Genomic DNA, 18,493 nt, shown 5'->3' on the forward strand with positions numbered 1-18,493 from the left:
GCCACTCCCGGATTCTCGTCGTACCGGGTACTTCCGTCCAGCATCACCATGACGACGACGAGGTTGTTGGTTTTTGCCTACCTATTGCCTGCGTCCCGGGAGTCGGGTGTCACCGAGCAGGCTGTCTCAGGTGTCGCGGATCTCATTGGCCAGTTGGCGCGTGCGACTTGCACGCCATTGCGTGACATCCATTGCCCTAGTTCGGCGCTCGCAAGGACTGCAAACTCCGCTGCGCGCTGAGCTCCCAGCTTGTCTGCGGCGCCGGGTAGCGCGGGGTGGCACATCAGCAGGTCGCCATCTCGGGCGTTGTTTAGCCAATGATGCAGTAATTGCGCATAGCGACGCGGCCCCCCGTGGAAATCGTAGACGCCTAACATACGACGATTGGTACGCCAGCCGTCAGAGCGAGCCGCGCGCTCGACGGACCCCGCACCCAGCGTGCCGATCAGTCGCGCTTTAGCGGATTCCCTTAAGGGGACACCGCTTTGCGTTCCCGGTGCCGTGTGACGCAGCCAGGGGCGATCGCTGCCGTAGCGTAGTTCCAGCACCCGTAGCAGGCGTGGCAGCACGCCAGGTAACTGGTGTACATGCTGGTGGCCGTCGACATAGTCGGGTGCTCGGCCGAGCACTCCCTCAAAGGCGTCTAGCTGGCGTGCCAATTGCTCATCAATCCAACCGCTATCTAGTTGGCTGATATAGGCTCGCGTAATCAGCGTTGGTAAAGGCATCACGGCGGGTTGATCTTGCAGGCCGAACGATTCAGTGAGATTCAAATGCAGGCCGACGTCAACATCAAGGTCACGCAAACGCCGCGCATGGGTCGTAAAGGTTGGTCCAAGTGATAGGCAACTGATCGCGCTGAGCCGGCCTAATGCGGCTAATTCAAGCATGCCTGCATCGATATTCAAATTCATGCCAAAATCGTCGCCACACACGACGATGTATTTCCAGCATCGATCTGCGTTTCTTCTGTTGCCTGTGTCGGCATTGCCCCAATTTATATGGCTGCCCTGATCAAACAACTTGCTTGGTTCGTCGCCGTCGGCTGTGCCGCGGCCGTGACGCACTGGCTGGTCGCGGTGACAAGCGTTCAATGGTTGCATATCCCACCTCTCGCTGCCAATGCGATAGGCTGGTTGATTGCTTTTGTCGTGTCGTTCACGGGTCATTATCGACTTACCTTTCGTCGCTTGGCAGCACACTGGGTGACTGCCGCACGGCGTTTCTTTCTCATTTCTGCGTGCGGATTTCTGATTAACGAGGCCGCGTACGCCTGGTTGCTGCACGTCACGCGTTTACGCTACGACGTGCTGCTTGCATTGATCCTGCTAGGACTGGCGGTACTCACTTTCCTGGGGAGTCGGCTTTGGGCATTTCGCCACACATCCGGTCGCTGAACGCTGCATCTATGTCCACGCGCCAAACCTGGTAACGTCGATCCGAAAGACGGGCGTCCAGGCCTTGCAAAATGAGAGTGCGCTTGCCGTCATCGGCATCCCCCCACACCCAGAACCGGCTGCCTGCAGGCGCCGCGCACAGACGGGCCAAGAGGTCCTTTCGCTGAATCAGGACACGGGCGGCAGTCTGGGGATCGAAGCGCCCCGCGTCATAGAGCTCTTTGCGCCAATTGTCGCGCAACGGAATATCGGGGTTGTTCCAGTCGTCGACCACCCAAGCAGGCCGCGTGGCTCCCGTGTAAATACCTAGATCAAAAGGGTAGGCATGCAGCGTCACCAACGTATCATCGGGCTGCATTTGCGCAGCAAGTTGGCGAGCGACGGGCTTGGCGCTGTGACGCGGGTTGGCCACGAATACACAAACTAGAATGACACAAAGGATGGCTGACCCGGCGATGCAGCGATAGGTCAGTCGCCGCGCATGGCCGGTTGCGCTTTGCCGCACCGCGCGCTCGACCACTATGGCCAACAACACGGCCAGCGGAGGCAGCGCCGGCAGCATGTAGCCGATGAGCTTCGAGCTGGGGATGGAAAAAAAACCCAAAATGACCACCACCCAGATCGCCATGAGACTGCGCAGCCCCGCAGGGTCTGCAGACTGCCAGAACGCTCTACGTAATGCGCCGCCTCCCCATAGCGACCAGGGCAATGTCAGGCCAACGGTGACCGGAAGGTAGAACCAGAAGGGCTGTGCATTGTTGAAGCCAGACTGGGCGAATCGTTCGAAGTGTTGATAGACGAAGAAATAATGAAAGAAATCGGGAAATTGCTGCTGCATGAGCCAAAACCATGGCACGGCCACCAGCCCGAACAGCACCAGCGCAGGAAGCCAAAGCAATACCCTCAAGCCGTACCAACGTCGAGTCAATACCAGCCACAAGAAAAGTGTGGCGCCAGGCAAGACCAGCCCGATCAGGCCCTTGGCCAACACGGCCAGGCCCGCGAAGGCCGCGGCACTCAGGGACATCAGACGGTACGGTTGATCGGATTGCGCACGCAGGACGGCGTCTGCACCCGCCAGTACGCTCAGGGTGATCATCGCCGCAACCAGCATATCCGTGTTCGCGAACTGTGCGCCACCATAAAAGAAGGGCGTGGTGGCCAGCATGACAACGGCAACGGTTGCGGTTGCCGCATCGCGATAGCGGCGCACGAAAATGTACAGGCCGGATAACGCTCCCCATGCGGCTAACCATGAGGGCACGCGTGCCGCCCATTCGTTCAGGCCAAATAGTTTGAAACTCAGTTCGGCCATCCAGTAGTACAGCGGCGGCTTGTGAAAATAAGGCATGCCATCGAGCAACGGCACCGCATGCGAGCCGCTGCGTAGCATTTCCCACGCGACGCCTGCATAGCGACCCTCATCAGGCAGCGTGAGAGCACGTGCCCAGGCCAGGAAAGCCAACCAAGTACCGATCGCCAATAGCAACCAGCCGGCGGGGGGCACCCACAGGGGGGCCCCGGTATCGCGGCGCGCGTTCAAGAGCGTACCTGAGCAGAACGGGCACGGCGGGCTCGCCCGCGTTGTTGGCGGACCACGTACAGCGGCCGACCTTTGACCTCGTCGAAAATGCGGGCGATGTACTCGCCGACCACACCTAGCGAGATCAAATTTACGCCCGCGAAGAACAGTAGGGCGGTCATGATGGTCGTCCAGCCCGAGACGTGATTGCCATTGGTGAGGTAGTCAAATACCAGAAAACCGCCATAGGCAAATGAGAGCAGCGCAAAAATGCTGCCAAGTAGGCTGACCATGCGCAGCGGCCAAGTGGTAAAGGCGGTCAACCCTGCCAGGGCTAGGCGTACTAACCGCCAGACGCCATAGTGGCTCATTCCGTTCGCACGCGCGTCGGGGGTATAGGGTAGAGGTTCTGCACGAAATCCCACCCAGGCATACAACCCTTTCATGAAGCGAGTACGCTCCGGCAGCGCCACTAACGTGTCGACGACACGCCGATCCATCAGGCGAAAGTCTCCCGCATGAGCCGGTACCTGTACGTTTCGATTGCTGCTGAGCAAACGGTAGAACCAGCGTGCGCCGGTGCGTTTGAACCAGGATTCGTCGTCGCGGTGCGCGCGTACGGCATAGACCATGTCGGCGCCCGAGCGCCAGCGCTCGAGCATGGCGCCGATGAGTGAGGGAGAGTGTTGCAAGTCCGCGTCGAGGCAAATAATGACGTCGCCGTCGGCGCTCTTAAAGCCCGCAGACAACGCGGCTTCTTTACCGAAATTACGCGACAGTTGCAGGTAACGCATACCGTCGTGCGTGGACCATTCCCGCATCAGGTCCTGAGTGCCGTCGGTGCTGCCATCATCAACGACGATGATTTCCCATTGCGACGACAGAGATTTCAACTGTTCACGCAAAGCGGGCAGCAACAGGTGCAGGTTGTCGCATTCGTTTAGGCACGGGACTACACAACTGATTTGCACGTCGTCGAATCTGGCCGCGCGGGTGAGTGTGGCGGTTAGCGATACTTCGGGCGCAAGGGGCGGCAGCGCGTGGGCCTGCGTTTCCAAACGAAATTCGATGGGCATAACAATGGGGACTTAGTGTTCAAGAGCGCCCAGTATGTGCAGGTGTACGTCGAATTTTCGTCAAATGCGAAGAAAGCATCTCGAAAAACAAGTTAAGCGGGCGCGTTCAGGCAAAACGCAGTGTGAAACACGTACCCTGGTTCGGGCCGCCCGACTGCGACCTGACATCAAGCTTCCAGCCTTGCATGTCACAGACGCGCTTGGCGATGGCCAGACCCAGGCCGTGTTGAAAATCGCCTCGCGCCGCAGGACGGGCACCCTCGTCCACCAGACGTCCGCTGTAATGCCGTTGAAATAAAAAGGGTAACTCTTGGGCCTTGATTCCTTTCCCGTTGTCACGCAACTCAAGGGTACCGTCGACAGTCAATAATGCCGTTAACGTCGCGGGGGCGGCATGGTCTATCGCGTTGCGTACCAAGTTGCGCAGCACCGTCAGCAGTGCATATCTGTCCAGCATCCGCACGGTTTGTGCAGGAATATGGTTCTGGAATATCAGGCCACAGGCCTCCGCGATCGCTTCCAGACCACGCCACGCGTCATCCATGCAGGTGTTCAGATCGACAGGTTCGGCCGGGCGGGGTTGGTCTCGCGCCATAGCGTGCGCGCTTTCCAGCGAGGCGACGATGTGATCGACGTTGGCGATGACGCGTGTCAGACGCTCTCGTGGGTCGGCGGGCAATGCCGCATCCAGAAGCATGATTTCGCTGTCAGACCGAATAGCGGCCAACGGCGTGCGAGCTTCGTGGCTGATATTGGCGGCAAATTCGCGCTCGCGAGCGATGGAGTGATCCACCTGATTCTGCACGCGATTAAACGCCTCGATCAGTCGACCCGCTTCGTCGTCGCGCGTGATGGCAATATCCGGCGAACCCGGCGCCCAGTTCGATAGCCGGCTGGTGAGATCCAAGAGCGGGCCGACGGCAATGGCCGCAATACGGCGCGACAAGGCATACGCGGCGATGACGCAAAGTACGCCCATGCCCAACACGATTAAACCGAACTCGTGTACACGGGCTTCATGCTCTGTGGCGTCATACCGCAGGTAAAGCCGTCCGCGTGGCGTGTCGGCGACCATGACATGCCAGGTTTCGTTGTCGGGCTCTAGTAGATGCAATCCCGGAGCAAGCTCCTTGAGCACAGTGGGCATGTCGCTGGTCGTGACATCGGGGCGCAGCCAGACACGCATCGTGCCACTGAGTTCCAGCGTGTCGTTCGGAACGGCAAAATCAGGGTCAGTTTGCAGGTGATGCACGAGGCGATCTCCCTCGGACGTGAGGATCTGATCGACTAACCCGTCTTCCATTTGATCGAACGCCAGATAGGCCAGCAACGCCAGCGCGCCGACGAAGATGGCGACTGCGCCGGTCAATGCCCATATCACTCGTTGCGTGAGCGTACCGTTTTTCATGATTCGGCGACGGGCAGTACCAGCCGCCAGCCTATCCCGTGTACGGTTTCGATACCGTCAAAGCCGGCGTCCGACAAGGCACGTCTGAGCAGATGCACTTGACTGCGCAGGGCGTCGCTGGAGGGCGGCTCATCGTTCCACAGCACGGACTCGAGTGCCTCTCTCGATACGACTTGGCCCGCGTTTCGCAGCAACGTCTCCAGAATCAGCGCGGATTTTCGCGTGAGATGCAGTGACTGGTTCGCGACCGATACGTCACGAGTGCGCGCATCGAACTGCAAGGAGCCACAGGTCTGGATGGCATCGACGACGGTGCCCGTTGCCCGGTGAATGAGCGCCAACAAGCGCGCTTGTACTTCAGCAAGGGCAAATGGCTTGGTCAGGTAGTCGTCAGCGCCATGTCCAAAGCCAGCTAGTTTGTCTTCCAACGTATCCCGGGCCGTCAACAGCAATACCGGAATGGCTTTGCGCCATTCGGTTCGTAGGGTATGCAAAACTTGGTGGCCGTCTTTGCCAGGCAAGCCCACATCCAGCACGATGGCATCAAAAGACTGGTTCTGCAGCATGCGCAGCGCCGTCGATCCATCGTAAGCCACATCAGGGATAAACCCCCCCATCTCTAAGAATTGATAAAGATTACCCGCAATAGTGAGATCATCTTCAACGATTAATACCTGGTAACGGACATTGGCCGAAACGGTTTTCATAGGCGGGCAGGGCGATGGCACGGTTGTTGACGCTGAATTGGGCCTGTTCTTAAAGGGTGGCTCTTGGGGTTGCCGTCCAATATAGACGGACGCGTCAGTGCTAGCCAGCATACCGAAAGCCGCGATGATCCGGCGAAACCCAGGCATCCAACGCCAAGTACGCCAAGTACGCCAAGAGGCGCTGACAGTTAAGCATGGATCATTGTTCGTCGAATTTTCGTCAAATTTTCTGAAATCAGGGTGCCTTTCGAACGATTCGTGGCCCTTTTCTGGGCCCCAGGGCATGCAGCTTGTTTCTGCGCCGCACTCTGTCGCGGATATCTGCGACCTCGCGCGGTGGTGCCGCTATACCGGGCGCTGCTATGACGTTAGGCGGCCAACCCTCTATAATTAAAGATTCGCCTTAATCCCGGTTCGTCCACGCATGAAATCCTCAGAGATTCGCCAGAAGTTCCTGCAATTTTTCCAGTCGAAAGGGCACACGATTGTGCCTTCGGCGTCGCTCGTGCCGGGCAACGACCCCACGCTGCTCTTTACCAACTCGGGAATGGTGCAGTTCAAGGACGTCTTTACCGGCAAGGAAGCCCGTTCCTATTCGCGCGCGACGTCGTCGCAGCGCAGTGTGCGCGCCGGCGGCAAACACAACGACCTGGAAAACGTCGGTTATACGGCCCGGCACCACACGTTCTTTGAAATGCTGGGCAATTTCAGCTTTGGCGACTATTTCAAGCGCGACGCGATCCAATATGCCTGGGAGCTGTTGACCACCGTCTACAAGTTGCCGGCCGAAAAGCTCTGGGTCACGGTCTACCAAGAGGATGACGAGGCCTACGATATTTGGGCCAAGGAAATCGGGGTCCCCCACGAACGCATCATCCGCATTGGTGACAACAAGGGGGCTCGCTACGCGTCGGACAACTTCTGGCAGATGGCTGACACCGGCCCTTGCGGCCCGTGTTCCGAGATTTTCTACGACCATGGCCCCCATGTCTGGGGCGGCCCTCCGGGTTCCCCCGAAGAGGACGGCGACCGTTACATCGAAATCTGGAACCTCGTGTTCATGCAGTTCGAGCGTGATGCCGCCGGCAACATGGAGCCCTTGCCCAAACCCTGTGTAGACACCGGCATGGGCCTGGAGCGTATCGCGGCGGTCCTGCAGGGTGTGCATTCGAATTACGAGATTGACCTGTTCCGTAACCTGATCCAGGCCGCTGCGCGCGAAACCGGCGTCAAGGATCTTGCAGACAACTCGTTGAAAGTCATCGCCGACCATATTCGTGCGTGTTCTTTCCTGATTGTCGACGGCATTATTCCCAGCAACGAGGGCCGGGGTTATGTGCTGCGCCGTATCGTGCGTCGTGCGCTGCGCCACGGTTACAAACTTGGGCAAACCAAGCCGTTTTTCCACAAGTTGGTCCCGGATCTGGTTGCCGAAATGGGGCAGGCCTATCCCGAGCTGGCTCAGGCGGCCGAGCGCGTCGCGCAGGTGCTCAAGCAAGAAGAAGAGCGCTTTGGCGAAACCCTCGAACATGGGATGAAAATCCTGGATGGTGCGCTGGCCGGCGTGTCGGCAGGGGCACAGTTGGACGGCATGACGTTGTTCACGCTGTACGACACCTATGGCTTTCCGGTGGATCTGACCGCCGACATTTGCCGCGAGCGCAATGTCGAGGTCGATATGGACGGCTTTGAGGCTGCGATGGCGCGTCAGCGGGATCAGGCACGCGCCGCCGGCAAGTTCAAAATGGCCGAAGGCCTGAGCTACGAGGGGGCCGAGACACGCTTTGAGGGCTATGACAAGCTCGAGCTCGACGGGGTCAAGGTCACTGCGCTGTACGTGGATGGCACTCAGGTCGACCGTGTTCAGGCTGGCCAAAAGGCCGTCGTGGTGCTGGATGCCACGCCTTTTTATGCCGAATCGGGCGGCCAGGTCGGTGACACCGGTTTGCTCGAGGGGGGCGGGGTTCGCTTTGCCGTGGCCGATACCCTCAAGATTCAGGCCGGCGTCTTTGGGCACCATGGGGAGCTCGAATCCGGTGCCCTGACCGTCGGAGACACGTTGCTGGCACGCGTGGATGCCGTGCGCCGTGCGCGCACGGTACGTAACCACTCGGCGACCCATTTGATGCACAAGGCCTTGCGCCAGGTGTTGGGTAGCCATGTGCAACAACGTGGCTCGCTGGTGGATCCGGACAAGACCCGGTTCGACTTCGCTCACGATGCGCCGATGACGTCCGAGCAGCTCGCGCAGGTTGAATCCATCGTCAACGCCGAGGTGCTGGCAAACCAGCCCGCCCAGGCCCAGGTCATGGCGTATGACGATGCCGTCAAGGGTGGCGCCATGGCGTTGTTCGGTGAAAAATACGGCGACACGGTGCGGGTGCTGGATATCGGTTTCTCGCGCGAACTGTGTGGCGGTACGCACGTCACCCGTACGGGCGATATCGGTCTGTTCAAGATCGTGAACGAAGGGGGGGTCGCGGCTGGCGTGCGCCGGATTGAGGCCATCACCGGCGATAACGCTCTGGTATGGGTACAGAATCAACAGGCCTTGCTGCTGCGTGCAGCGGGCGTGTTGCGCAGCACGCCCGCAGATCTGCCCGAACGTATCGCCCAGGTGCAGGATCAGGTGCGTGCGCTAGAGCGAGACCTGGAGCAGGCGCGCGGCAAATTGGCCGCCAGCGCGGGCAATGACCTGGCCGCCAAGGCTGCCGACATCAAGGGTGTCAAGGTATTGGCCGCCAGCATCGGCGACGTCGATCCCAAGGCCCTGCGTGGAATGGTAGACAACCTCAAAGACCGCCTGAAATCGGCCGTCGTATTGCTGGCCAGCGCCGGCGGCGATGGAAAGATCAGTGTGGTGGGTGGCGTGACGGCCGATCTGACAGGCCGCGTCAAGGCGGGCGAGCTGGTGGGCTTTGTGGCGAGCCAGGTCGGCGGCAAAGGGGGGGGGCGGCCCGATATGGCGATGGGCGGTGGATCCGACGCCCAGGCGTTGCCGGCCGCTGTGGCCAGCGTGACAGGATGGGTTGATGAACGCCTCTGATATTGTCGAGGGTCTGCCGGCTTTCCAGCACGAGGTCGATGCCAGCGGGTTGACTTGCCCGCTGCCCATCTTGCGTGCCAAAAAAGCCTTGGCTCAAATGGAGAGCGGTCAGGTGTTGCGCGTGACCACGACCGACCCCAAGGCCACGCGCGATTTTCAGGCCTTCGCCAAGCAGACTGGTAACGAGCTCGTCGCGCAGCACGAGGCCCAAGACGCTGTTTTACATTTTTTGCGTCGGAGATAAGTACCGCCCTCTGGGAGTAGGGTGAGGTAAGGCTTGCCATGACTCTCGATTTAATGCTAGAATCTTCCGTTTTTCACAACTAATTCAAGGGATTACCTATGGTGGTGATTCGCATGGCCCGCGGTGGCTCCAAAAAGCGTCCGTTCTACAACCTGGTAGCTGCCGATTCGCGTAATCGTCGCGATGGCCGCTTTATCGAGCGCGTGGGTTTTTACAACCCCGTCGCCAGCGATAGCGCGGAAAAGCTGCGTATTGCGCTGGATCGCGTTGAGTACTGGACCAAGACCGGCGCACAACTGTCGCCCGCCGTCGAGCGTCTGGTCAAAGACTACTCGGCCAAGGTTTCCGCCGCAGCCTAAGGGCTCGCCGGAAATCCTGTGCATCGTTCGGTTGCTGGCCCTATGCCTGATGCCACGACTCGCAACGTAGTGCCTGACGACTTAGTCGAATTAGGCCGCGTCAGCGGGGCGTATGGTGTCAAGGGTTGGGTTAAAGTGCAGCCGCATTCCGCACAGGCTGATGTACTACGCCGGGTGAAAACCTGGTGGTTGGCTCGCCTCGCCCCCGAAACGGCGCGAGGCGTTGTCACGTCTGCACCTCATACTTATCGAGTATTACAGGCCCGGCCCCAGGGCACGACCGTCGTGGCTCAGCTAGATGGTATTGACGATCGCGATCAGGCCGAGGCGTTGCGTGGTTGCTCCGTACAGGTGCCGCGTAGCCAATTCCCGGTGGCCGCAGACGATGAATACTATTGGGTTGATCTGATCGGCTGCGCATTTTATTCGGACGCCGAGGGCGAACTCGCTCGTATCGGTGTTGTCGAGGACGTGGCCGATAATGGCGCGCACGCGATCTTGCGTGTCGTGTTGCAGCGCGCTCCAGCGCCGGGTGCTGAGCCTGAGCCCAGGCTTGACGCCAAGGGTCGCCCGCTGGAAATGCTGGTGCCTTTTGTGGGTGCCCACATTCTGGCGGTCGATTTGTCGGCGCGCCGCATTGATAGCAACTGGCCCGCGGAATTCTGATGCGCTTCGATGTCGTCACGCTTTTTCCGGACATGTTCGGAACGGTGCGCGACTTGGGTGTTACCGGCAGAGCCCACACGCAAGGCCTATGGGCGTTGCGTGCCTGGAATCCCCGCGACTATACCCACGATGTGCACCGCACTGTTGACGACCGTCCTTATGGCGGTGGCCCTGGCATGGTGATGATGGCGGCCCCGCTAGAGGCCGCTGTCGCCGCTGCGCAGCAAGATCGCGCCGCTCAGGGGGGTGGGCTAGCGCCCGTGGTGCTGTTGTCGCCTACGGGCCGTCGCTACGACCAGCAAGCCGCCCAGTCGTTGGCCGACAGTGCGGGGGCGATCCTGATCTGTGGCCGCTACGAGGGCATCGACCAGCGCTTTATCGATCGTTGTGTAACGGACGAGATTTCGCTCGGTGACTTTGTCTTGTCGGGCGGAGAAATCGCCGCACTGGCAGTGGTCGATGCCGCGGTACGGCTCTTGCCTGGTGTCCTGAATGATGGCGACTCCGCATTACAGGACTCCTTTAACGACACGCTTTCCGGCTTGCTCGATAGCCCGCACTACACGCGGCCCGAGGTGTATGACGGTCAGAGCGTCCCCGCTGAATTGCTGAGCGGCCATCACGCGAACATCGCGCGTTGGCGCCGCGAGCAATCCCTGCGCCTCACGGCAGCACGCCGTCCTGATCTGCTAGCCCGCGCACGCGCCAATGGTTGGCTGACCAAGGCCGATGAACGTTATCTGGCGACGCTGGCGTCCGGGTTGTAGATCTTTCCGCTGCCACGCGGGATAAAAACGAATTCACTCCCTCAGGGCCAGGGCAATCTGGTCTGCGCAGGTCTGGGCCACCGGGCTGAGTTTCTTGCCGCTCAAGGTCACAATGCAGATTTGCCGTTTGATGTTGGCCGGGCGAATAGGCACGACCTGATAGTTGGCGCTGCCGTCTTTGGGTACGCAGATCATGGGAAGGATGGCAGCGCCAAGCCCCGCTTCTACCATACTGATAACCGTCTGATGATGGGTCAGTTCGATTTTGGGGAGATAGCGTAAGCCGGCATTCCGGAAGGCGACTTCTACCGTCGTTCGCACCGCCGTCTCGTGAGACAGCGCGAGTTGATCGAATTGATTTAGGGTCTTCAGCGTGATGTATTTCCGATTCGCCGCGATTGAACGGGGAAGGATGGCAACGAATCGATCATCGATGATTGGTGTGTGATCCAGTTCGCGCGAGTCCTCGTGTAGGGGCGCGACGGCGAAATCGGTAACGCGTTCTCTCAGGTGTTGATGGATCTGATTGATCGGCCCTTCGTGTAGTTCTAACGTGACGTTCGGATACCTGCTTTTGAACTCACCCAAGACAGCCGGCAGTTTCAGGCTTGAAATCGACGGAACCGTGCCAATTGATACGTGGCCTCCGCGTAGTGCCGACCGGTCTCCCAGCTCTCGGGAGATATCCGCCAGTTCACGGATAACTGTCTGGCAACGTGCATAAAACAATTGGCCGTCAGGCGTCATGACGACTTGCCGTGTGGTGCGATCAAAAAGTGGAACGCCCAATTCCGCCTCGAGTTGTTGCACGTGAGTGCTGACCGCCGCAGGCGAGCGATGCAGTTTGGCACTGGCAGCGCTAAAGCTGAGTAGCTCGGCGACGGCAATAAAACTCTCGATACGGCGAAGGTTCATCCATTGCTCCGAGAAACCTCGGCATTCCTGCCGGGGAGGAAAGGGACGCCGCCGTCAGGCTGCAGGATTGGTCTTACTTGAGCTGTTGTCTGGATGGATATCCAGCCATCTGGTTTGGTTTGAATAGTATCTCGGGCATGCAAACCAAACGTGCCTACCGATTCCGGTTCTATCCCACGCCCGAGCAAGCGATCACGCTGGCTCGCACGTTTGGTTGTGTGCGTATGGTCTATAACCACATGCTTAATCTTCGTTCGACGGCCTGGGCCCAGCGGCAAGAGCGTCTGGCGTATCACGCGACCTCGGCTGCACTGACGGCGCTGAAAAAGACGCCGGACCACCTCTGGTTGAACGAGGTCAGTAGTGTTCCTCTGCAACAAACGCTGCGCCATTTGCAAACGGCGTTTGTTAATTTCTTCGCGAAACGCACGGGATACGCGCGATTCAAGCGCAAGGACGGTCCGCAATCTGCCGAATACACCGCCAGTGCCTTTCGCTGGGATGGCCGCTCGCTCAAGTTGGCGAAGATGCGCGAGGCGCTCCCGATTCGTTGGTCCCGTCAGCTCCCCAAGGCAGCCAAGGTCACCACCGTCACCGTCAGCAAAGACCCCGCAGGGCGATACTTTGTCAGCCTGCTGTGTGATGACATCGTGGCGCAGAAAACGCCCGCGCCGGGCTGTGTTGGGATTGATCTGGGACTGACTCATTTTGCGACGCTCTCAACAGGAGAAAAAGTCGATCGGTAAGACCTGAGTGCATGAGTGTTGATGCGCAACGGCTCGGTTCTATGAAGTGGGAATCCCTTTCCTTTTAGGGAAGGGAGCAGTCAATTTCTTCCGAAAAATCAAATAATTCTTTCAATATTACCGATTATCAAAACCATCGTCGGGTGATTCAATGGCCAGAAAGAGGAGGCGTGAAACATGGCTGTTGACTTTAGACCACTTTCGTTCGCTTTGGGCGCGGAGGTCATCGGGTTGGATCTGCATTCTCCTGTTTCTGAGGTTGAGTGGAAGCAGGTGCATCAAGGATTTCTGCAATTCGGTGTGCTCCTGATACGAGGCCAATCCATTTCCCGCGAGCAGCACATTGCGTTCAGTCGTCGATTTGGAGATTTGGATGAGCATGAGTCGCTGCCCATGGATCGGGACGCTACGTTGCCGGTGCTGTTGATGGTGACCAATGATCAAAAACCAGATGGTGGCCCGTCGAACTCTAGATACACCGGCCAGATGTGGCATTCCGATATGTCGTTCACGCTTGCGCCGGCGCTGGGGTCGCTTCTGCATGCGATTGAAGTGCCGCCCGTGGGAGGGGACACCCTGTTTGCGAACATGTATCTTGCCTATGACACGCTGTCAGGGCGCATGAAGCAGATGCTTGAGGGTTTGAATGGCGTTCACCATTCTGAGAGAAAAAATTCGGGACTATCCGCGACCTGGGAAAAGGAAAATCAACGGTTGAACCCACCCGTGGCGCAGCCTGTCGTGCGCGTTCATCCCGAGACGGGGCGTAAGGCGCTATACATCGGCGAAAAGGTTAAATGCTTCGAAGGAATGACGCAGGAAGAAAGCAAGCCTTTGATCGATTTTCTGATTCGTCACGCGACGCGTCCTCATTTTGTCTATCGCCATAGCTGGCAGGCGAACGATTTACTGATTTGGGATAACCGTTGCACTAGCCATCTCGCATTGGGAGATTACGACCCTCAGTGCAGGCGGCATCTGGAGCGCACAACCGTGCTCGGTACGCCTTCAGGGCACGTTGCGGAAATGGAGGTCACGGTATGACGGCCTGTCATCGAAGGGATGTGTTGCGCAGCATGGTTGCGGCATGCATGCTCGGGCCGTCTATGGCGTTTGCCGCCGAGCAAGAGGCTTTCCCCAGCAAGCCGATCCATATGATTGTGCCGTTTGCACCGGGCGGTTCCACGGACGTGTTGACACGCCTGATTGGTGCGCAGTTGTCCGAGCGACTAAAGCAGCCCGTGACGGTAGAGAATCGTACGGGCGCCAGCGGCAATATTGGCGCAGACTATGTGGCCAAGTCTTCTCCCGACGGCTATACGTTAATCATGGGTTCAATTGGAACGCATGCGACCAATCCGCTCATCTATCGCAACATGCCCTATGACCCCGTCACTGACTTCGCGCCCATTGCGTTGGCGGGCGAGGTCACACTCGTGTTGGTCGTCCATCCTGATCTGAAAGTGCAGAGCGTCAAGGAGCTCGTGCAACTGTTAAAGGGCAGCCCGGGCAGTATCAGTTATGCATCGGGAGGCGTGGGCGCATCTCAGCACCTTGCGGCCGAGTTGTTCAAATACTCGACTCAAACATCGATGCAGCACGTGCCGTACAAGGGCAGCGCGGGGGCCTTGGTCGATCTTGTGGGGGGACGAGTGCCAGTGATGTTTGCTGATTTGCCTCTTGTTCTGCCGCACATCAGGAGCGGCGCTTTGCGGGCGTTGGCGGTCTGTGATCCCGTGCGCAACGCGGTGATTCCAGAGGTCGTCACCATGCAAGAGGCGGGGATCGCGGACTATGTTGCCACGGCCTGGTATGCCCTGTTCGCGCCGGCAAAAACCCCGGCAAATCGCTTGCATCTGTTGCAGAGCAACGTCTCGGCGATCTTGCATGCACCCAAAACCAGTAAGGCAATACAAGACATAGGCGCCAAGCCTGGGGACGCGGTCGGCGAGAAGCTGCGCAAATTTCAATTGGATGAGATTGCGCGCTGGAAAACGGTCGTCAAAGTGGCTGGCATCAGCATGGACAACTGAGTCGCTTTACACGTCAAGGCATCAATAAGCATCGTCCCTGACGGCATCCGAGCAAATCATTCTGCTCGATGCCCCAGGGACGGGTTGCGTTTACGGTTGGGTGGCCGTCTTGTGTGGCGAGATGCGTTTACCCCAGCTTGGCCCGCTGTTCGTGGACCTTGGACAGGACGTCGTTGAATTGCGCTAAGCGGGCCTTTTCTTGCTCGACGACGGCGGCTGGCGCGCGCTCGACAAAGCTCGCGTTACCGAGTTTGCCGTTGGCTTTGGTGACTTCGCCTTCGAGGCGGGCGATTTCTTTGTCCAGGCGAGCACGCTCGGCCGCGACGTCGATTTCAACGTGCAGCATCAGGCGGGCGGTACCTACCACCTGTACCGGGGCGCCGGCATCGGGTAGCGTGTCGACCACATCGACTTGGCTGAGCTTGGCCAGTGCGGCCAGGTAAGGGCCATTGCGCTTGAGTGTGGCGGCGTCGCCTTGCGTAATGAGCGGGACTCGCTGTGCGGGGGATAGGTTCATCTCGCCGCGCAATGCGCGAACGGCTTCGACCTGGGCCTTCAGCTCCGCGACGTCCGCTTCGGCAGCGGCGTCGATGGCGTCGGGGTTGCTGCGCGGGTACGGCTGCACGCTCACGCTGTCGGTGGCATCGGCCTGGCGCTTGCCGGCCACGACCGAGACCTTTTGCCACAGGGCTTCGGTAATGAACGGAATGATGGGGTGGGCCAGGCGCAGCACGGCCTCGAGGACGCGAATCAGGGTGCGGCGCGTTCCCAATTGTTGGGCCGGCGTGCCGTTCTGGATCTGTACCTTGGCCAGCTCGACGTACCAGTCGCAATACTCGTCCCACACGTAGCGGTAGAGCGCGTTGGCGACGTTATCGAAACGATAGTCGGCAAAGCCGCGCTCGACTTCGGCTTCCAGTGCCTGCAATTGGCTGACGATCCAGCGATCGGCGAACGACAATTCGGCGGATTGATCGCCGGTCAGGTCGTGGCCTTCGGTATTCATCAACACATAGCGGGTCGCATTCCACAGCTTGTTGCAGAAGTTGCGATAGCCTTCGCAGCGCTTGAGGTCGAAGTTGATGTTGCGGCCCAAGGTGGCATAGGCCGCCATGGTGAAACGCAGCGCGTCGGTACCAAAAGACGGAATGCCATCAGGATACTGGCGACGGGTGGTTTTCTCGATGGTGCTCGCCTGCTTGGGGTTCATCAGCCCATAGGTCCGCTTGGCGATCAAGCCATCCAGGTCGATACCATCAATCAGGTCCACCGGATCTAGCGTGTTGCCCTTGGATTTGCTCATTTTCTGGCCGTCCGCATCGCGGATCAGGCCATGCACATACACGTGCTTGAACGGAATTTGACCCGTCAGGTGCGTGGTCAGCATGACCATGCGAGCCACCCAGAAGAAAATGATGTCAAAACCCGTGACCAGCACGCTGGACGGCAGATAGCGGCGCAGGTCAGGCGTGTCTTCGGGCCAGCCCAGCGTCGTAAAGGGAACCAGGCCCGACGAAAACCAGGTGTCCAGTACATCGTCGTCGCGCTTGAGCGGGCCCGTCACGCCCGCGGCGCGCGCTTGTTCCTGGGCCTGTGCCTCGGAGTGGGCGACGAATATCTGGCCGTCCTCGGCGTACCAGGCCGGGATCTGGTGGCCCCACCAGAGCTGGCGCGAGATGCACCAGTCCTGAATGTTGTTCAGCCACTGGTTGTAGATCGTGGTCCAGTTATCCGGATAAAACTTGATTTGGCCGTTGGCCACTACGTCCAGGGCAACCTCGGTGATGCTCTTGCCTGGATGCAGGGTGTCTTCGGGCGCGGGCTTGCTCATCGCCACGAACCACTGATCGGTCAGCATGGGTTCCAGCACCACACCGGTGCGGTCTCCCTTGGGCTGCATCATTTTATGCGGCTGGATCTTGACCAGGTATTGCTCGGCTTCGAGTTGGGCCACGACAGCTTTACGGGCCTCGTAGCGTTCCATGCCCTGGAATTGCTTGGGGCCGTTTTCGTTGATGTGCGCGTCCAGCGTGAAAATCACGATCAGCGGCAGATCGTGGCGTTGCGCGCAGGCGTAGTCGTTGAAATCGTGCGCGCCGGTGATTTTGACGCAACCGGTACCGAAATCAGGATCAACGAAGTCGTCGGCGATGATGGGAATGTTGCGGTCGCAGAGCGGCAACTCGACCATTTTGCCGATCAGGTGCTGGTAGCGGGGGTCGTCGGGATGTACGCACAGCGCGCCGTCAGCCAGCATGGTTTCGGGGCGGGTCGTGGCGATGGTCATGCCGCGCAGGGTGACCGTCTGTCCATCCTTGTCCACAATGGTTTGCGGGCCGTCGACAAACGGGTACAAAATGTGCCACATGTAGCCGTCGACTTCTTCGGACTGCACTTCCAGGTCGGAGACGGCCGTCAGCAGTTTGGGATCCCAGTTGACCAGCCGCTTGCCGCGATAAATCAGGCCCTGTTGGTACAGGCGCACAAAGGTTTCCACCACGCCGCGCGACATGCTGTCGTTCATGGTGAAGTATTCGCGAGGCCAGTCGGCGGAGGCGCCCAGGCGACGTACCTGGCTGGTGATGGTGTTGCCCGATTGCTCTTTCCATTCCCACACTTTTTCGACGAATTTTTCGCGACCCAGGTCGTAGCGTGAAATATTTTGGGCATCCAGGCGGCGTTCCACCACGATTTGGGTGGCGATGCCGGCATGATCGGTGCCCGGAATGAACACGGTGTCGTCGCCGCGCATACGGTGATAGCGCACCAGACCGTCCATAATGGTCTGGTTAAAGGCGTGTCCCATGTGCAGTGTGCCCGTAACGTTGGGCGGGGGAAACTGGACGACGTACGGTTGAGCGTCCGTCCCCGTTTTTACGTGTTGGCCCGCCGTGAAATAGCCGCGGCGCTCCCATTCGTTGTACCAGTGGGCTTCAAGCTCTGCGGGCTCAAAGCTCTTGGGCAGGTCGGCGGTGTGGGTGTCGGGGGAGGTTTGGGCAGCAGCTTCGGTCATTACGGGGTTCCGGCAAAAAACGGGGCCCGACCAATTTATTGGCCGAGCGAACCATTCATTTTAAGATGTATTACGGACTTGACGGCGTGTTAGAATGCCGGGTTACTGTAAACCCTACAGAAGTCCCTGTTTTTATTAGGAATTTGGAGTCTCCATGTCCGTCCAACGCACACTTTCGATTATCAAGCCCGATGCCGTGGCCAAGAACGTCATCGGTCAGATCGTCGCTCGCTTTGAAAACGCTGGCCTGAAAGTCATCGCCGCGCGCCTGCAACAACTGTCGCGTGCCGATGCCGAGCGTTTCTACGCCGTGCACAAAGAGCGCCCCTTCTTCAAGGACCTGGTTGATTTCATGGTCTCGGGCCCGGTGTTCGTACAAGCCCTCGAAGGCGAAAACGCCATCCAGACGAACCGCGACCTGATGGGCGCAACCGATCCCAAGAAAGCAGAGGCGGGCACCATCCGCGCCGATTTCGCTGACAGCATCGACGCCAATGCCGTGCACGGTTCCGATGCTCCCGAGACCGCCGCTGTGGAAATCGCTTTCTTCTTCCCCGAAATCAACATTCACAGCCGTTGATCCGGATTAGCATT

General features: G+C 59.0%; 17 protein-coding genes. 10 read left to right on the top strand and 7 right to left on the bottom strand.

From position 1 onward, the window contains the following. Positions 1-77: 77 nt before the first annotated feature. Entirely contained in the window at positions 78-914 is an 837-nt protein-coding gene (locus tag ACYVDM_RS10105; protein WP_415786241.1) for a ChbG/HpnK family deacetylase, read from the bottom strand. Positions 915-1,001: 87 nt separating this feature from the next. On the opposite strand from ACYVDM_RS10105, the gene ACYVDM_RS10110 reads away from it, so the two are divergent. Beyond that, the gene (locus ACYVDM_RS10110) at positions 1,002-1,397 is read left to right on the top strand and encodes a GtrA family protein (RefSeq protein ID WP_415786239.1); all 396 of its coding nucleotides are present in this window, start codon (positions 1,002-1,004) and stop codon (positions 1,395-1,397) included. On the opposite strand, the gene ACYVDM_RS10115 is transcribed toward ACYVDM_RS10110, so the two are convergent. From ACYVDM_RS10115 to ACYVDM_RS10130, 4 genes are all read right to left on the bottom strand, one after another. Next, the gene (locus ACYVDM_RS10115) at positions 1,345-2,940 is read right to left on the bottom strand and encodes an ArnT family glycosyltransferase (RefSeq protein ID WP_415786237.1); all 1,596 of its coding nucleotides are present in this window, start codon (positions 2,938-2,940) and stop codon (positions 1,345-1,347) included. The genes ACYVDM_RS10110 and ACYVDM_RS10115 overlap by 53 nt on opposite strands. Further along, the gene (locus ACYVDM_RS10120; RefSeq protein WP_415786234.1) at positions 2,937-3,995 is read right to left on the bottom strand and encodes a glycosyltransferase family 2 protein; all 1,059 of its coding nucleotides are present in this window, start codon (positions 3,993-3,995) and stop codon (positions 2,937-2,939) included. Before ACYVDM_RS10120 ends, ACYVDM_RS10115 begins: the two co-directional genes overlap by 4 nt. Positions 3,996-4,101: 106 nt before the next feature. Beyond that, positions 4,102-5,403, bottom strand: a complete 1,302-nt coding sequence (locus tag ACYVDM_RS10125) for a sensor histidine kinase (protein ID WP_415786232.1) — start codon at positions 5,401-5,403, stop codon at positions 4,102-4,104. Further along, on the bottom strand, positions 5,400-6,110 hold the full coding sequence (locus tag ACYVDM_RS10130) for a response regulator transcription factor (RefSeq protein WP_415786230.1): 711 nt from the start codon (positions 6,108-6,110) through the stop codon (positions 5,400-5,402). The genes ACYVDM_RS10125 and ACYVDM_RS10130 overlap by 4 nt, the downstream gene beginning before the upstream one ends. A 424-nt stretch (positions 6,111-6,534) precedes the next feature. On the opposite strand from ACYVDM_RS10130, the gene alaS reads away from it, so the two are divergent. The 5 genes from alaS (at position 6,535) to trmD (ending at position 11,192) form a co-directional block, all read left to right on the top strand. Then, positions 6,535-9,156 carry an alanine--tRNA ligase gene (gene alaS, locus ACYVDM_RS10135; RefSeq protein ID WP_415786228.1) on the top strand — a complete coding sequence of 874 codons (2,622 nt, stop codon included), beginning with the start codon at positions 6,535-6,537 and terminating at the stop codon, positions 9,154-9,156. After that, positions 9,143-9,400, top strand: coding sequence for a sulfurtransferase TusA family protein (locus ACYVDM_RS10140; RefSeq protein WP_415786226.1), 258 nt, complete (start codon positions 9,143-9,145; stop codon positions 9,398-9,400). The genes alaS and ACYVDM_RS10140 overlap by 14 nt, the downstream gene beginning before the upstream one ends. A gap of 98 nt (positions 9,401-9,498) precedes the next feature. Continuing rightward, entirely contained in the window at positions 9,499-9,759 is a 261-nt protein-coding gene (rpsP, locus tag ACYVDM_RS10145) for a 30S ribosomal protein S16 (protein ID WP_415786224.1), read from the top strand. Between the two features lie 42 nt (positions 9,760-9,801). Next, complete coding sequence (gene rimM / locus ACYVDM_RS10150; protein ID WP_415787052.1) at positions 9,802-10,425, top strand: ribosome maturation factor RimM; 624 nt, start codon at positions 9,802-9,804, stop codon at positions 10,423-10,425. After that, entirely contained in the window at positions 10,425-11,192 is a 768-nt protein-coding gene (gene trmD / locus ACYVDM_RS10155) for a tRNA (guanosine(37)-N1)-methyltransferase TrmD (RefSeq protein ID WP_415786222.1), read from the top strand. The genes rimM and trmD overlap by 1 nt, the downstream gene beginning before the upstream one ends. Before the next feature lie 33 nt (positions 11,193-11,225). Here the strand turns inward: trmD and ACYVDM_RS10160 are convergent, their stop codons facing one another. Then, entirely contained in the window at positions 11,226-12,107 is an 882-nt protein-coding gene (locus ACYVDM_RS10160) for a LysR family transcriptional regulator (RefSeq protein WP_415786220.1), read from the bottom strand. Between the two features lie 137 nt (positions 12,108-12,244). On the opposite strand from ACYVDM_RS10160, the gene ACYVDM_RS10165 reads away from it, so the two are divergent. The 3 genes from ACYVDM_RS10165 to ACYVDM_RS10175 all read left to right on the top strand — a co-directional run bounded on the left by ACYVDM_RS10165 (position 12,245) and on the right by ACYVDM_RS10175 (position 14,886). Beyond that, the gene (locus ACYVDM_RS10165; RefSeq protein ID WP_415786218.1) at positions 12,245-12,853 is read left to right on the top strand and encodes an RNA-guided endonuclease InsQ/TnpB family protein; all 609 of its coding nucleotides are present in this window, start codon (positions 12,245-12,247) and stop codon (positions 12,851-12,853) included. A gap of 177 nt (positions 12,854-13,030) precedes the next feature. After that, complete coding sequence (locus ACYVDM_RS10170) at positions 13,031-13,897, top strand: TauD/TfdA dioxygenase family protein (RefSeq protein ID WP_415786216.1); 867 nt, start codon at positions 13,031-13,033, stop codon at positions 13,895-13,897. Continuing rightward, a complete protein-coding gene (locus ACYVDM_RS10175; protein ID WP_415786214.1) occupies positions 13,894-14,886 on the top strand; it encodes a Bug family tripartite tricarboxylate transporter substrate binding protein in 993 nt (330 codons plus the stop codon). The genes ACYVDM_RS10170 and ACYVDM_RS10175 overlap by 4 nt, the downstream gene beginning before the upstream one ends. 127 nt (positions 14,887-15,013) lie before the next feature. On the opposite strand, the gene ACYVDM_RS10180 is transcribed toward ACYVDM_RS10175, so the two are convergent. Next, entirely contained in the window at positions 15,014-17,899 is a 2,886-nt protein-coding gene (locus ACYVDM_RS10180) for a valine--tRNA ligase (RefSeq protein WP_415786212.1), read from the bottom strand. Positions 17,900-18,053: 154 nt separating this feature from the next. On the opposite strand from ACYVDM_RS10180, the gene ndk reads away from it, so the two are divergent. Continuing rightward, a complete protein-coding gene (gene ndk, locus ACYVDM_RS10185; protein ID WP_415786210.1) occupies positions 18,054-18,479 on the top strand; it encodes a nucleoside-diphosphate kinase in 426 nt (141 codons plus the stop codon). Positions 18,480-18,493 lie beyond the last annotated feature (14 nt).

The organism is Bordetella tumulicola (genome assembly GCF_054779135.1).

Bases quoted from the DNA above. Each gene is read 5' to 3' on its own strand.
- ACYVDM_RS10105 (WP_415786241.1), bottom strand. From the start codon at position 914: ATGAATTTGAATATCGATGCAGGCATGCTTGAATTAGCCGCATTAGGC.
- ACYVDM_RS10110 (WP_415786239.1), top strand. From the start codon at position 1,002: ATGGCTGCCCTGATCAAACAACTTGCTTGGTTCGTCGCCGTCGGCTGT.
- ACYVDM_RS10120 (WP_415786234.1), bottom strand. From the start codon at position 3,995: ATGCCCATCGAATTTCGTTTGGAAACGCAGGCCCACGCGCTGCCGCCC.
- ACYVDM_RS10125 (WP_415786232.1), bottom strand. From the start codon at position 5,403: ATGAAAAACGGTACGCTCACGCAACGAGTGATATGGGCATTGACCGGC.
- ACYVDM_RS10130 (WP_415786230.1), bottom strand. From the start codon at position 6,110: ATGAAAACCGTTTCGGCCAATGTCCGTTACCAGGTATTAATCGTTGAA.
- alaS (WP_415786228.1), top strand. From the start codon at position 6,535: ATGAAATCCTCAGAGATTCGCCAGAAGTTCCTGCAATTTTTCCAGTCG.
- ACYVDM_RS10140 (WP_415786226.1), top strand. From the start codon at position 9,143: ATGAACGCCTCTGATATTGTCGAGGGTCTGCCGGCTTTCCAGCACGAG.
- rpsP (WP_415786224.1), top strand. From the start codon at position 9,499: ATGGTGGTGATTCGCATGGCCCGCGGTGGCTCCAAAAAGCGTCCGTTC.
- rimM (WP_415787052.1), top strand. From the start codon at position 9,802: ATGCCTGATGCCACGACTCGCAACGTAGTGCCTGACGACTTAGTCGAA.
- trmD (WP_415786222.1), top strand. From the start codon at position 10,425: ATGCGCTTCGATGTCGTCACGCTTTTTCCGGACATGTTCGGAACGGTG.
- ACYVDM_RS10160 (WP_415786220.1), bottom strand. From the start codon at position 12,107: ATGAACCTTCGCCGTATCGAGAGTTTTATTGCCGTCGCCGAGCTACTC.
- ACYVDM_RS10165 (WP_415786218.1), top strand. From the start codon at position 12,245: ATGCAAACCAAACGTGCCTACCGATTCCGGTTCTATCCCACGCCCGAG.
- ACYVDM_RS10170 (WP_415786216.1), top strand. From the start codon at position 13,031: ATGGCTGTTGACTTTAGACCACTTTCGTTCGCTTTGGGCGCGGAGGTC.
- ACYVDM_RS10175 (WP_415786214.1), top strand. From the start codon at position 13,894: ATGACGGCCTGTCATCGAAGGGATGTGTTGCGCAGCATGGTTGCGGCA.
- ACYVDM_RS10180 (WP_415786212.1), bottom strand. From the start codon at position 17,899: ATGACCGAAGCTGCTGCCCAAACCTCCCCCGACACCCACACCGCCGAC.
- ndk (WP_415786210.1), top strand. From the start codon at position 18,054: ATGTCCGTCCAACGCACACTTTCGATTATCAAGCCCGATGCCGTGGCC.